We start from the raw sequence: 13213 nt of genomic DNA on the forward strand, positions 1-13213 counted from the left end.
CGGCCACCCCACCGGGGTGGCCGGCCCGCGTTCGTGCCGGATCGTTCGTGCCGGGTGTCAGCGTTCGTTACGTGCCTTCGGGAACCGGGTCTGCTTCGCGACCCACCCCGCCATCTTCTGCCAGTGCCCCCGTCGCGGGGTCACGATGCTGGTGACCTCCCGATCCCAGTCGGATTCGGTGACGTTCGGCAGGGCGGCGACGACGGCGTGCGCGGTCGGCAGGTCGGCGACCACCCGGTCGCCGAGGACACCGTCCTCGGCGACGACGGTGATGCGCACCCCCACGTAGCCGACAGGCTGGATGACGGCCTTCGCGGAGCCACCGTGCTCCGCGACGAATCCGCGCAGGGACGTGACGATCTCGGACGGTGCCGACACGGGCTGGGTTTCGACGGTCATGCCCGCCAGAATACTGTGGCCGCATGCGCGCAATCGAAGTGGCACAGCACGGCGGCCCCGACGTCCTCACCCCCGTGGACGTCCCCGATCCGGTGGCCGGTCCCGGCGACGTCCTCGTCCGCACCGACGCGATCGGCGTGAACTTCATCGACACGTACTTCCGCACCGGCCTGTACGGGACGGCACTCCCGTACGTGCCGGGATCCGAGGGCACCGGCACCGTCGTCGCGGTCGGCGAGGACGTGGTCGACCTCACCGTCGGGCAACGGGTGGCCTGGGCGGATGCACCCGGCTCGTACGCGGAACTGGTGCGGGTGCCCGCGCGTGTGGCGGTGCCGGTTCCCGACGGGGTACCCGCGCCGCAGGCCGCGTCCGCACTGCTCCAGGGCATGACCGCGCACTACCTCGTCGAATCGACGTACGCGGCGCAACCCGGCGACACGATCCTGGTGCACGCCGGTGCCGGCGGTGTCGGCCTGCTGCTCACCCAACTCGCCGTCGCGAAAGGGGTCCGGGTGATCACCACGGTCTCGTCCGACGAGAAGGAGGAACTGTCGCGGGGTGCGGGAGCCGCGGAGGTGCTGCGCTACGGCGACGACCTGCCCGAGCAGGTACGTGCCCTCACCGGCGGCGACGGGGTCGCCGCGGTGTACGACGGCGTCGGCGCCGCCACGTTCGAGGCGTCCCTCGCATCCCTGCGGATCCGCGGAACACTCGCCCTGTTCGGTGCCGCGAGCGGTCCGGTGCCTCCCTTCGACCTGCAGCGGCTCAACCCGGCGGGATCCCTGTTCGTCACCCGGCCCACGCTCGCCCACCACGTCCGCACCCGCGACGAGCTTCTGTGGCGGGCGGGCGACGTGTTCACCGCCCTCGCGGGGGGTGCCCTTCACGTCCGTGTGGGCGCGACGTATCCTCTCGACGAGGCAGCCCGCGCGCACAGCGACCTCGCGGGACGTCGCACCACCGGTTCGATCGTGCTGCTGCCCTAGAGCCGGCCGTCCTCGGACGGCCCACCACACCCGTGCCCTCCCGCGATCCGCACCGTGGGAGGGCACGGGCGTATCTCGGGGATACCGTGCCGGGGGATACGTGCCGGGGACTACCGCCGGCTGTGAGCGGACGGACCCGCGTCAGAAGAGCGAGGCCACCGTCGGCAGATCCAGCACCGAATCGATGGCCAGCCCCAGGCACACCACCGCAAGGTAGTTGTTCGACTGCAGGAACAACTTGAGCGGCTTCACCGAGGCGCCACCGCGCACACTGTTGTAGAGCTGGTGCGCAACGAACAGGAACCAGGCCCCCGCCGCGAGCGTCACGATCGCGTACACCAGACCCGCCGCGGGCACGATCACCAGCGTCGCCAGGACGGTCGCCCACGTGTACACCACGATCTGCTTCGTGACGTGTTGTTCGGTGGCGATGACCGGCAGCATCGGCACACCGGCCGCCTTGTAGTCCTCCTTGTAGCGCATCGCCAGGGCCCACGTGTGCGGCGGTGTCCAGAAGAAGATCACCAGGAACAGCACGACCGGCTCCCAGCTGAGCGACCCGGTCACCGCCGCCCACCCGACCATCACCGGCATGCACCCGGCGGCACCACCCCACACCACGTTCTGCCAGGTACGTCGCTTGAGGACCATCGTGTACACCAGCACGTAGAACGCGATCGTCAGCACCACGAGCGCACCGGCCAGCAGGTTGGCCCGCCACCACAACCACGCGAACGACGCCACCCCGAGCACCATGCCGAACACGAACGCGTTGCGGGTCGGCACCGCCTGCCGCGCCAACGGACGGAGCGCGGTGCGTTTCATCACCTTGTCGATGTCCGCATCGACGACGCAGTTGAGGGAATTGGCGCTCGCCGCACCCATCCAGCCACCGAACAGTGTGCTGAGGATCAGGACGATGTCGACGCTGCCGCGGTCCGCGAACAGCATCGCCGGGATCGTCGCGACCAGCAGCAGTTCGATCACGCGAGGCTTCGTCAACGCGACGTACGCCAGGATCGTGCCGGTGACCCGACCCCACATCGTGTCGGGACGGGGTGCGGCCGGGACCTCGGGGGCACCGAAGCCGTGTCCTGTCGGCCGTCGACCTTGCCGCACACCGTCTCCTCGCACCACGCGACTACGCACCTTCGCTCGCCCGCTCACGCTCGCCCGGTTCCGGACGAGCCACAACTGGGATCGATGGTAGTCCCCGGCTACCCGCGCACCGAATCGACCCGCTGACCGGCGGGCACTACTCTGGAGGAACGCGTGGACTCCTCGCGCCCACCCGCACCCCGTACACCCATGTCAGGAGACTTGAAGCTCGTGTCGATCACAGACGAGATCCGCACCCTCACCCAGCCGGTCCATCCCGCCGACTGGACCGATCTGGACACCAAGGCTGTGGACACGGCTCGGGTCCTGGCCGCCGACGCGGTGCAGAAGGTCGGCAACGGGCATCCCGGCACCGCGATGAGCCTCGCGCCGCTCGCCTACACCCTGTACCAGCGGGTGATGCGGCACGACCCCACCGACGCAGAGTGGGTGGGCCGCGACCGGTTCGTGCTCTCCTGCGGGCACTCGAGCCTGACCCTCTACATCCAGCTGTACCTGTCCGGATACGGCCTCGAACTCGCCGATCTCGAGGCGCTGCGCACCTGGGGGTCCCTCACCCCCGGCCATCCCGAGTACGGGCACACCACCGGCGTCGAGATGACCACCGGACCGCTCGGGCAGGGCCTGGCCTCCGCGGTCGGCATGGCGATGGCCGCGCGCCGCGAACGCGGACTGTTCGACCCGGACGCCGCGCCCGGAACCAGCCCCTTCGACCATCACATCTACGTGATCGCGTCCGACGGTGACATCGAGGAAGGCGTCACGTCCGAGGCATCGTCCATCGCCGGGGTGCAGCAACTCGGCAACCTCGTCGTGTTCTACGACGACAACAAGATCTCCATCGAGCACGACACCGCGATCGCCCTCGGCGAGGACGTCACCGCCCGCTACGAGGCATACGGCTGGCACGTGCAGACCGTCGAGGGCGGCGAGAACGTCACCGCGCTGCTCGAGGCCGTCGAGAAGGCCAAGGCCGTCACCGACAAGCCGTCGTTCATCGCGGTGCGCACCGTCATCGGTTACCCCGCACCGAACAAGATGAACACCGGTGACGCGCACGGCGCGGCACTCGGCGCCGACGAGGTCGCGGCCGTCAAGAAGGCCCTGGGCTTCGACCCCGACAAGAGCTTCGACGTCGACCCCGCCGTGATCGAGCACACCCGCGCGGTCGTCACCCGCGGTGCCGCGGCACGCGCCGCATGGCAGACCGCCTTCGATGCCTGGGCCGGCCGTGAGCCGCAACGCAAGGAACTGTTCGACCGTCTCCACGCCGGTGAGTTCCCCGCCGGCTGGGTCGAGGCGCTGCCCACGTACGAGCCCACCGACAACGGCCCCGCCACCCGCTCCGCGTCCGGCAAGGCCCTCGCCGCACTCGGGCCGCTCCTTCCCGAACTGTGGGGTGGTTCCGCCGATCTCGCGGGCAGCAACAACACCACGATCGCCGGATCCGACTCGTTCGGCCCCACCTCGATCACCACGAAGGACTGGACGGCTCAGCCCTACGGCCGCACCCTGCACTTCGGTGTCCGCGAACACGCGATGGGCTCGATCCTCAACGGCATCGCCCTGCACGGCCCGACCCGCCCCTACGGCGGCACATTCCTGGTGTTCTCCGACTACATGCGCCCGGCCGTGCGTCTCGCCGCGTTGATGCAGACTCCCGCGATCTACGTGTGGACCCACGACTCGATCGGGCTCGGCGAGGACGGCCCCACCCATCAGCCCGTCGAGCATCTCGCGGCTCTGCGCGCCATCCCGAACCTCGCGGTCGTCCGCCCCGCCGACGCCAACGAGACGTCCTTCGCATGGAAGGCCGCACTGGAGAACCGCACCGGCCCGACCGCGCTGGCTCTGACCCGGCAGAACGTCCCGGTCCTCGACGGCACCCGCGACAAGGCCGCCGACGGTGTCGCCCGCGGCGCGTACGTCCTCGCCGATGCGTCGAACGGCGCACCCGAGGTCGTGCTCCTCGCCACCGGCTCCGAGGTGCAACTCGCCGTCACCGCGCGCGAGACGCTCGAAGCGGACGGCGTCCCCACCCGCGTGGTGTCGGTCCCGGTCCTCGACTGGTTCCTCGAACAAGACAAGGCGTACCGCGACGAGGTCCTCCCCCCGTCGGTGAAGGCCCGTGTGTCCGTCGAGGCCGGCCTGGCGCTTCCGTGGTACCGGCTGCTCGGCGACCACGGTCGGGCCGTCTCCCTCGAGCACTACGGCGCTTCCGCCGACTACAAGACCTTGTACCGCGAGTTCGGGATCACGGCCGACGCCGTCGTCGACGCCGCCCGTGTCTCGCTCACAGACGTGAAGGGATGATGCGATGACCCAGCAGACGACCGTTCAGAACGACAGGCTCGCCCGCCTCGCCGCCGAAGGTGTGTCGGTGTGGCTCGACGACCTGTCCCGTGAACGTATCGAGTCCGGTAACCTCGCCGATCTCGTCGCGACCCGCAGCGTCGTGGGTGTGACCACCAACCCGTCGATCTTCCAGGCGGCGCTGTCGAAGGGCCACGCCTACGACGCGCAGGTCGCGTCGCTCGCCGCGGCCGGCAGCGACGTCGACGCGACGATCCTCGCCGTGACCACCGACGACGTGCGTGCCGCATGCGACGTCCTGGCCCCCGTGTACGAGGCGACCGGCGGTGTCGACGGTCGCGTGTCGATCGAGGTGGATCCGCGGCTCGCACACAAGACGGACGCCACCGTCGAGCAGGCGATCGAACTGTGGCGGATCGTGGACCGGCCCAACCTGTTCATCAAGATCCCCGCGACGGTCGCGGGTCTCCCGGCGATCGCGAAGGTCATCGGTGAGGGAATCAGCGTCAACGTCACGCTGATCTTCTCCGTCGAACGCTACGAGCGGGTGATCGAGTCGTACCTCGACGGGCTCACCGCAGCGAAGGCCGCCGGGCACGATCTCGCGTCGATCCACTCGGTGGCGTCGTTCTTCGTGTCCCGCGTCGACACCGAGATCGACGCGCGGCTCGAGGAGATCGGCACCGCCGCGGCGCTGGCGCTCCGCGGCAGGGCGGGTGTCGCCAACGCCCGTCTCGCGTACGCCGCCTACCTCGCGGCCTTCGAGGGCGGCGCGCGATTCGGGCAGCTCGCCGAGGCCGGTGCACGGCCGCAGCGAGCTCTGTGGGCGTCGACGGGTGTGAAGAACCCCGACTACCCCGACACGCTCTACGTCACCGAGCTGGTCGCCCCGAACACCGTCAACACGATGCCGGAGAAGACCCTCGAAGCGGTCGCCGACCACGGCGAGATCAGCGGCGACACCGTCACCGGCAACATCGCCGACGCCCGGCACGTGTTCGATGCGCTCGGCGCTGCCGGGATCGACCTTCACGACGTGTTCCGCAAACTCGAGGACGAAGGCGTCGAGAAGTTCGAGGTGTCCTGGAACGATCTCCTGGCCGCGACGGAGCAGCAACTGTCGGCACTGAACCCGGGTACGGAGAACTGAGGGTGCGCGGGTCCGGCGCGGCGGCATGGGTCAATCCGTTACGCGACAGCCGCGACCGCCGGCTCCCGCGCATCGCAGGCCCGTGCGCGCTGGTGATCTTCGGGGTCACCGGCGACCTGGCGCGGCGCAAACTGATGCCCGCCGTGTACGACCTCGCCCACCGGGGTCTGCTGCCGCCCGGATTCGCGCTCGTCGGTTTCGCGCGCCGTGACTGGGCAGACGAGGACTTCGGGGAGGTCGTGCATGCCGCGGTCCGCGAGCATTCGCGGACCCCGTTCCGCGAGGAGGTGTGGCAGCGGCTCGCCGAAGGAATTCGCTTCGTGCAGGGCAGCTTCGACGACGACGATGCGTTCACCGAACTCGCCACGACCCTGGCGAAGCTGGACCGGGAGCGGGGCACCGGCCGCAATCACGCGTTCTACCTGTCGGTTCCGCCCGACGCGTTCCCCGTGGTGTGCGGGCAGTTGGCCCGCACCGGCCTCGCCGCGGCGGACGGTGACGCATGGAGCCGAGTGGTCATCGAGAAGCCGTTCGGCCACGACCTCGACAGCGCCCGCGAACTGAACGCGGTGGTCGGCTCGGTGTTCTCCGAGGACTCGGTGTTCCGCATCGACCACTACCTCGGTAAGGAGACCGTCCAGAACATTCTGGCGTTGCGGTTCGCGAACCAGCTGTTCGACCCGATCTGGAACGCGCACTACGTCGACCACGTGCAGATCACGATGGCGGAAGACATCGGACTCGGGGGCCGCGCCGGCTACTACGACGGTATCGGCGCCGCCCGCGATGTCATCCAGAACCACCTGTTGCAGTTGCTGGCGTTCACCGCGATGGAGGAACCCGTCAGTTTCGCGCCGTCCGAACTCCGCGCCGAGAAGATCAAGGTGCTGTCGGCGACGAGACTGGCCGAACCGCTCGACGAGACCACCGCGCGCGGGCAGTACACGGCGGGCTGGCAGGGCGGCGAGCACGTCGTCGGGCTTCTCGAAGAAGCGGGGTTCGCGTCCGATTCGACCACCGAGACGTACGCCGCGATCACCCTCGAGGTCGATACCCGCCGGTGGGCGGGGGTTCCTTTCTACCTGCGCACCGGCAAACGGCTGGGGCGTCGGGTCACCGAGATCGCCGTGGTGTTCAAACGGGCACCGCATCTGCCCTTCGACACGACCATGACCGAGGAGCTCGGGCAGAACGCCCTGGTGATCCGGGTTCAACCCGACGAGGGTGTCACGATGCGTTTCGGTTCGAAGGTTCCCGGCTCCGAGATGGAGGTGCGGGACGTGAACATGGACTTCAGTTACGGGCAGGCGTTCACGGTGTCGTCGCCCGAGGCCTACGAACGGCTCATCCTCGACGTGCTGCTCGGCGAACCGTCGCTGTTCCCTGTCGACGACGAGGTCGAGCTGTCCTGGGAGATCCTCGATCCCGTGCTCGACCACTGGGCATCCGCGGGCCGACCGGAGCCCTACGAGTCGGGCACCTGGGGTCCGGCGACCGCCGACGAGATGCTCCGCCGATCCGGCCGCGAATGGAGACGCCCGTGAGAGTGCAGTTGCGCGACACCTCGGCGGTCGCCGTCAGCAAGAAGCTGGTGGAGTTGCGCCGAACCGGCGGTGTCGTCACACAGGGACGGGTGCTGACCCTCATCGTGTGCGCCGGGGACGCCCGTGGCCTCGAGGCCTCGATCTCCGCGGCCACCGACGCCTCCCGCGAGCATCCGTGCCGCGTCATCGTCGTCGGTCGTGGCCGCGGCGACGGCCCGTCCCGGATGGACGCGGAGATCCGGGTGGGAGGCGAGGCCGGAGCCTCCGAGGTGCTCATCCTCGCGCTGCACGGCGAACTCGGGGATCATCAGGAATCGGTGCTCGTCCCCTTCCTCGTACCCGACACCCCCGTCGTCGCGTGGTGGCCGAACACCTCACCTGCCGTGCCCGCCCGCGATCCCGTCGGACGATTGGCCGTGCGCCGCATCACCGACGCCACCAACGCCGAGAACCCGCGGGCCGCGATCTCGGCGCGCCTGGCCGGGTACACCCCCGGCGACACCGACCTCGCGTGGGCCCGCGTGACGTACTGGCGGGCCTTGCTCGTCTCCGCCCTGGACCAGCCACCCCACGAACCCGTGATCTCGGCGACGGTGTCCGGGCTGCGCACCGAGGTCGCACTCGACCTGCTCGCGGGTTGGCTCGCCAGCCGCATCGACTGTCCCGTGCAGCGCGCGGACGGGCCGCTCCGTGTCGAGTTGCACACCCCCACGCAGAGCATCGTGTTGGGCCGACCGCAGGACGGCCGTGTCGCGACACTCTCGCGGACCGCCAAGCCCGATTCGCTGATCACCCTGGCGCGACGAGACTCCGCGGAATGCCTCACCGAGGAGTTGCGTCGGCTCGATCCCGACGAGATCTACGAGGCGGCCCTGTCGGCACTACCGAAGGTGGAGTATGTCTGAGCCCGGCCCCGTCGATGTCCGTACCTCCCCCGATCCCGACGGCGTCGCACGCGCGGCCGCGGCCGCGTTCGTCGAGGCCGTCGTCGCCGCGCAGGCCGAGCGGGTACAGGCGTCGGTGGTGCTCACCGGTGGCGGCACCGGCATCGCCGTGCTCGAACACGTCCGGGCCGCTCAGGGAGACATCGACTGGTCCGCGCTGAACGTGTACTTCGGGGACGAGCGTTTCCTCCCGCCGGGCCACCCCGACCGCAACGAGGTGCAGGCCCGCGCCGCCCTGCTCGACCGGGTTCCGATCGATCCGGCGCGCATCCACACGATGCCCGCCCTCGGTGAGGACGGGTGCGCCACCCCGCAGGACTCGGCGCTGCGATACGCGGAACTGCTCGCCGCGCACTCCCCCGACGGCACCGTGCCACGTTTCGACGTGCACCTGCTGGGCATGGGCGGGGAGGGACACGTCAACTCACTGTTCCCCGATACGGATGCAGTGCGCGAATCCGTTCGCTTCGTCGTCGGCCTCGACGATTCCCCGAAACCACCGCCGGCGCGGGTGACACTGACGTTGCCCGCCGTGCAACGAGCACGGCAGGTGTGGCTGCTGGTCACCGGCGACGCGAAAGCCGACGCGGTGGCCTCCGCGGTCGGCGGGGCCGATCCACGGGATGTTCCGGCGGCGGGTGCCCGCGGCACCGAACGTACCGTGTGGTTCGTGGACGCCGCCGCGGCAGCGGATCTGCCACGTTACTGACCTCCGATGCTCTCCGTTCACCGCTCGCGGTCGTCACCGTCGTCGGTGCGGTCGCGCGGCGCCGCGGGACCGTCCGCGCGGTCACACAACAACCGGTTCGCGGCGCGTGGCCCGCGCACCGAGCGCTTGTATCCGAGTACCGTCATTCCCCTGCCGCACCGCACCGTCCGTCGATCCATTCGTCCCGCCCCTTCCGCCGTACTCGTCGTCGTGTCGTCGGACCTTGTCGCGGCCCTCATCTCATTGGACGCAGCGAAGGCCCGACCGGTTCCCCGGACTCCCCACCTCGTTCGCGGGACAATGGATACGCGAGACCACGGATACGCGAGACCACGGATATGTGAGACCACGGATATGTGAGGCCACGGATACGCCCCGGTGCGCCGGATGAAGGAAAGGACCGTGACGATGAGCACCCCCACCACGATCCCCGGCACCGTGCGCCCCGAGAGCGACTGCCCACCGGGATCGGTGCTCGTCGCGCTGCACTACCGCAGGACGTTCGTACGACCGCGATCGGCGGTGTGGGCGGCGTTGACCGATCCACGGCAACTGTCCCGCTGGTACGGCACGTTCACCGGCGACCCCGCGACCGGGAAAGTGCAGTTGACGATGGTCGACGACCACGACCGCACCGTCACCGAGGTGCACGTCCTTCGATGCACACCCCCGTCGAGTTTCTCCGTGGACATCGACGGGTGGCTTCTCGAGGTGACGCTACACGCCGTCGGTCCGGTGACAACCCTCGACTTCACGCATCGGCACGTGCCTCGCTCGGAAGCGGCGGAGATCGGTCCGGGCTGGCAGTACTACCTGGACCGACTCGAGGCGGTGCTCAGCGGCGCGCAGACACCGACCTGGGGTGACTACCCGGACCTCGCCGACGAGTACCGGTGATCGCGTGTACCGGTGCTACCGGTACCGGGCTCGGTCACCGACGGTGGAGTTCGTCGATCCGCCTGCGCAACAGGCGCTGCTCCGGATCGGTTCCGGCCAGCGCCGCCGCCCGCCGGAAGTGCACGACCGCCTCGGCCGAACGGCCCAGTCGTCTCAGCAACTCGGCTCGCACCATCTCGTACGGATGATGATCACGCAGGCGCGGGTCATCGGCGAGCCCGTCGACGAGGGCCAGCCCCGCGGCGGGGCCGTCACACATCGCGACGGCCACGGCCCGGTTCAGCGCGACTACCGGTGACGGCGTCAGTGCGAGCAGTACGTCGTAGAGCGCTATGATCTGCCGCCAGTCGGTGTCGTCGGTGCCGGTTGCCTCGTCGTGCACCGCTGCGATCGCGGCCTGCACCGCATACGATCCGGGAAGTCCCCCGGTGAGCGCGGTGACCACCAGGTCACGACCCTCGTCGATCATCGTCCGATCCCACAGGCTCCGGTCCTGGTCGTCGAGCAGGACCATCGCGCCGGTCGCATCGACACGGGCGTCGCGGCGGGCGTGGACGAGCAGCAGCAACGCCAGCAGGCCCGTCACCTCGCGGTGCGTCGGCATCAGCGCGTGCAGGACCCGGGCGAGACGGATTGCTTCCTCGGCCAGATCGACCCGCTGGAGGTCGGCGCCGCTGCTCGCCGCGTAACCCTCGGTGAAGATCGAGTACAGTGCTGCGAGGACCACCGGCAATCGTTCGTGCAGGGCGTCCGGTTCCGGCACCCGGAACGGAATACGCGCCACGCGGATCTTCTTCTTGGCCCGCACGATCCGCTGCGCCATCGTCGTCGACGACACGAGGAACGCCCGGGCCACCTCGTCGGTGCTCAAACCGGCCAGGCAACGCAGGATCAGCGCGATACGGTCGTCCGCGGACAGCGCCGGATGCGCGCAGGTGAAGAAGAGCGCGAGGCGATCGTCGGGCAGGCCACCGGAATCGGTGTCGGGGCCGGGTACCGCCGCCCGCTCGGATTCGGCCTGCAACACGGCGAGTCGGGTGGCATGGACCCGATCGCGCCGCAACCGATCCACTGCTCGGCGTCGGGCGGTGGTGAGCAACCACGCGCCGGGACGGTCCGGGACACCGTCGACGGGCCAACGCTGCAGTGCCGCAGCGAAGGCATCGGCGGTGACGTCCTCTGCGAGGTCGAGGTCACCGAACCGGTGGACGAGAGCCGCAAGCAGCCGTCCGTGTTCTTCGCGGAACACCGACTCGACGCTCGTCACCGGTCCGTTCACCGATCAGACCCCGAAATCGGCGATCGGCCGCACCACGACGGCGCCACCACCGCGCGCGCCGGGGCACCGGGCCGCCCAGTCCAGCGCGGCGTCGAGATCGGGTACGTCGATGACGTCGTATCCGCCGAGCAGTTCACGGGTCTCCGCGAACGGCCCGTCGGTGACGGTGCGGCGCCCGTCCGCCCCGACCTGCACGGTGGTCGCTGTCGTCAGGTCCTCGAGCGAGTGACCGGACACCAGCACGCCCGCATCGCGCAGAGCCGACTCGTAGTCCTGCCACTCCTGGACGTCACAGTCCGGCTCGGTCTGTTCTGCGGCGGCGTGGATCAGCAGCATGTACTTCACGATGTGTCTCCTCCGGTGAACGGTGTGGCACGGTCGCCTCACATCATGACGACGAACGAGGCCGGGCCGGATCGACACAGCGAAGAAAAATTCCTCGGGCACCCGTCATCCGCTGTTACGCAGCGCGGGGCCGGTCCGCCCACCGTCGGCGACGACGGGGCGGATCCGGTGGTGCACCGACAGGTGTCCGCGGTGTGCTCGCGTTCCGCGACGGAGGTCAGCTGAACTTGATCTGCAGACCGATACCGAGGATCGCGATCACCCAGATGATGCCGACGAACAGCGTCAGCCGGTCGAGATTCTTCTCCGCGACCGACGATCCCGAGAGGCTCGACTGGACGCCGCCGCCGAACAGGCTCGACAGGCCACCGCCCTTACCGCGGTGCAACAGCACCAGCAGGATCAGAAGCAGACTCGTGGCGATCAGCAGAATGTCCAGGAACAGTTCCATGTCGGTGATCGATATCCTTCGATGGTCGGTGACGTCGGCCGTCAGCTTACCCGGTCGCCCGGTTCGGACCGCCACGCCCACCGGCATCGACTCCTGCTTCCGGGTGAACGCCCGCCCGGTCCGAGCGAAGGGTACACCCGATCGATCGGATCGAGCCGACGATACATTCGCTCGACCGCCGGGGGTGTGGGACCAGGGGGACGTGGGGACCAGGCGGACGTGGGGAGGCCGGTGGGGGCGTACGGCAACCGCGGCGCCGCCCACCCCCACCGGTCGGGTCCCGGGTCGCTACAGCAGCGGACCGCCCGCGGCGATGGCCGAGAGCTGCGCGAACTCGTCGGCCTTCAGCGAGGCTCCGCCGACGAGTCCACCGTCGACGTCCGGTTGGGCGACGAGTTCGCCGACGTTCTTGGCGTTGACCGATCCGCCGTAGAGCACACGGACGGTCGCGGCGACGTCGGCACCGGCGAGTTCACCGAGGGTGGCGCGCACCGCAGCGCACACCTCCTGGGCGTCCGCCGCGGACGCGACCTTGCCGGTACCGATGGCCCACACCGGTTCGTACGCGACGACGACCTTCGCGATGTCGTCCGCCGACAGACCCGCGAGAGATCCCTTCAGCTGCGCGACGTTGTGGTCGACGTGGGTTCCGGCCTCACGGATGTCGAGTCCCTCACCGATGCACACGATGGGGGTCAGTCCGTGCCGCAGGGCAGCCTTCGCCTTGTCGCGCACGACCTCATCGGTCTCCCCGTGCAGGGTGCGTCGCTCCGAGTGCCCGACGACGACGTACGTGCAGCCGAGCTTGGCGAGCATGGCCCCCGATATCTCACCGGTGTACGCACCCGAATCGTGCACGGACAGATCCTGCGCGCCGTAGCGGAGACCGAGTTTGTCGCCCTCGACGAGAGTCTGCACCGAACGGATGTCGGTGAACGGCGGGATGACGGCGACATCGACCTTCGCGAGATACTTCTCGGGCAGGGTGAAGGCGATCTTCTGCACCAGCGCGATGGACTCGAGGTGGTTGAGATTCATCTTCCAGTTGCCCGCGATCAGCGGTGTACGCGCCAT

The 13213-nt window shown here is 69.3% G+C and carries 14 protein-coding genes; 7 read left to right on the top strand and 7 right to left on the bottom strand.

Translation table 11 applies throughout. The features are described 5' to 3' along the window. Positions 1-57: 57 nt before the first annotated feature. The gene (locus LDQ05_RS03145) at positions 58-399 is read right to left on the bottom strand and encodes a hypothetical protein (protein WP_226435449.1); all 342 of its coding nucleotides are present in this window, start codon (positions 397-399) and stop codon (positions 58-60) included. Positions 400-422: 23 nt separating this feature from the next. On the opposite strand from LDQ05_RS03145, the gene LDQ05_RS03150 reads away from it, so the two are divergent. After that, the gene (locus LDQ05_RS03150) at positions 423-1388 is read left to right on the top strand and encodes a quinone oxidoreductase family protein (protein WP_226435450.1); all 966 of its coding nucleotides are present in this window, start codon (positions 423-425) and stop codon (positions 1386-1388) included. A 141-nt stretch (positions 1389-1529) separates the two neighbouring features. Here LDQ05_RS03150 and LDQ05_RS03155 read toward each other — a convergent pair whose 3' ends face one another. After that, entirely contained in the window at positions 1530-2507 is a 978-nt protein-coding gene (locus LDQ05_RS03155) for a heme o synthase (protein WP_226435451.1), read from the bottom strand. Positions 2508-2717: 210 nt separating this feature from the next. Here LDQ05_RS03155 and tkt point away from each other — a divergent pair, with 210 nt between their 5' ends. From tkt to pgl, 5 genes are read left to right on the top strand one after another with little or no spacing between them, the layout of a single operon-like run. Beyond that, on the top strand, positions 2718-4820 hold the full coding sequence (gene tkt, locus LDQ05_RS03160) for a transketolase (protein WP_226435452.1): 2103 nt from the start codon (positions 2718-2720) through the stop codon (positions 4818-4820). Positions 4821-4824: 4 nt separating this feature from the next. After that, positions 4825-5970, top strand: coding sequence for a transaldolase (gene tal, locus LDQ05_RS03165; protein WP_226435453.1), 1146 nt, complete (start codon positions 4825-4827; stop codon positions 5968-5970). A 2-nt stretch (positions 5971-5972) separates the two neighbouring features. Continuing rightward, complete coding sequence (gene zwf / locus LDQ05_RS03170; RefSeq protein ID WP_226435454.1) at positions 5973-7514, top strand: glucose-6-phosphate dehydrogenase; 1542 nt, start codon at positions 5973-5975, stop codon at positions 7512-7514. Continuing rightward, positions 7511-8419: a glucose-6-phosphate dehydrogenase assembly protein OpcA gene (opcA, locus tag LDQ05_RS03175; RefSeq protein WP_372461025.1), complete on the top strand. Its 909-nt coding sequence runs from the start codon at positions 7511-7513 to the stop codon at positions 8417-8419. The genes zwf and opcA overlap by 4 nt, the downstream gene beginning before the upstream one ends. After that, entirely contained in the window at positions 8412-9167 is a 756-nt protein-coding gene (gene pgl, locus LDQ05_RS03180; protein WP_226435456.1) for a 6-phosphogluconolactonase, read from the top strand. The genes opcA and pgl overlap by 8 nt, the downstream gene beginning before the upstream one ends. A 17-nt stretch (positions 9168-9184) precedes the next feature. Here the strand turns inward: pgl and LDQ05_RS03185 are convergent, their stop codons facing one another. Further along, positions 9185-9346: a hypothetical protein gene (locus LDQ05_RS03185; RefSeq protein WP_226435457.1), complete on the bottom strand. Its 162-nt coding sequence runs from the start codon at positions 9344-9346 to the stop codon at positions 9185-9187. 229 nt (positions 9347-9575) lie between these two features. Between LDQ05_RS03185 and LDQ05_RS03190 the strand changes: the two genes are divergently transcribed. Beyond that, a complete protein-coding gene (locus tag LDQ05_RS03190) occupies positions 9576-10064 on the top strand; it encodes an SRPBCC domain-containing protein (protein ID WP_226435458.1) in 489 nt (162 codons plus the stop codon). Positions 10065-10098: 34 nt separating this feature from the next. Here the strand turns inward: LDQ05_RS03190 and LDQ05_RS03195 are convergent, their stop codons facing one another. The 4 genes from LDQ05_RS03195 to tpiA form a co-directional block, all read right to left on the bottom strand. Beyond that, a complete protein-coding gene (locus LDQ05_RS03195) occupies positions 10099-11331 on the bottom strand; it encodes an RNA polymerase sigma factor (protein WP_372461026.1) in 1233 nt (410 codons plus the stop codon). Between the two features lie 15 nt (positions 11332-11346). Next, positions 11347-11688: a YciI family protein gene (locus tag LDQ05_RS03200; RefSeq protein ID WP_226435460.1), complete on the bottom strand. Its 342-nt coding sequence runs from the start codon at positions 11686-11688 to the stop codon at positions 11347-11349. Between the two features lie 217 nt (positions 11689-11905). Next, positions 11906-12139 carry a preprotein translocase subunit SecG gene (secG, locus tag LDQ05_RS03205; RefSeq protein ID WP_226435461.1) on the bottom strand — a complete coding sequence of 78 codons (234 nt, stop codon included), beginning with the start codon at positions 12137-12139 and terminating at the stop codon, positions 11906-11908. A 288-nt stretch (positions 12140-12427) separates the two neighbouring features. Continuing rightward, positions 12428-13213: a triose-phosphate isomerase gene (tpiA, locus tag LDQ05_RS03210; protein WP_226435462.1), complete on the bottom strand. Its 786-nt coding sequence runs from the start codon at positions 13211-13213 to the stop codon at positions 12428-12430.

Origin of the sequence: Rhodococcus yananensis (assembly GCF_020515525.1) — a bacterium.
Lineage (GTDB): Bacteria > Actinomycetota > Actinomycetes > Mycobacteriales > Mycobacteriaceae > Rhodococcus > Rhodococcus yananensis.

Excerpts from the sequence above, each read along its gene's own strand:
- LDQ05_RS03185 (WP_226435457.1), bottom strand. The coding sequence starts at position 9,346 with ATGGATCGACGGACGGTGCGGTGCGGCAGGGGAATGACGGTACTCGGA.
- pgl (WP_226435456.1), top strand. The coding sequence starts at position 8,412 with ATGTCTGAGCCCGGCCCCGTCGATGTCCGTACCTCCCCCGATCCCGAC.
- LDQ05_RS03190 (WP_226435458.1), top strand. The coding sequence starts at position 9,576 with ATGAGCACCCCCACCACGATCCCCGGCACCGTGCGCCCCGAGAGCGAC.
- tal (WP_226435453.1), top strand. The coding sequence starts at position 4,825 with ATGACCCAGCAGACGACCGTTCAGAACGACAGGCTCGCCCGCCTCGCC.
- tpiA (WP_226435462.1), bottom strand. The coding sequence starts at position 13,213 with ATGGCGCGTACACCGCTGATCGCGGGCAACTGGAAGATGAATCTCAAC.
- LDQ05_RS03150 (WP_226435450.1), top strand. The coding sequence starts at position 423 with ATGCGCGCAATCGAAGTGGCACAGCACGGCGGCCCCGACGTCCTCACC.
- secG (WP_226435461.1), bottom strand. The coding sequence starts at position 12,139 with ATGGAACTGTTCCTGGACATTCTGCTGATCGCCACGAGTCTGCTTCTG.
- LDQ05_RS03145 (WP_226435449.1), bottom strand. The coding sequence starts at position 399 with ATGACCGTCGAAACCCAGCCCGTGTCGGCACCGTCCGAGATCGTCACG.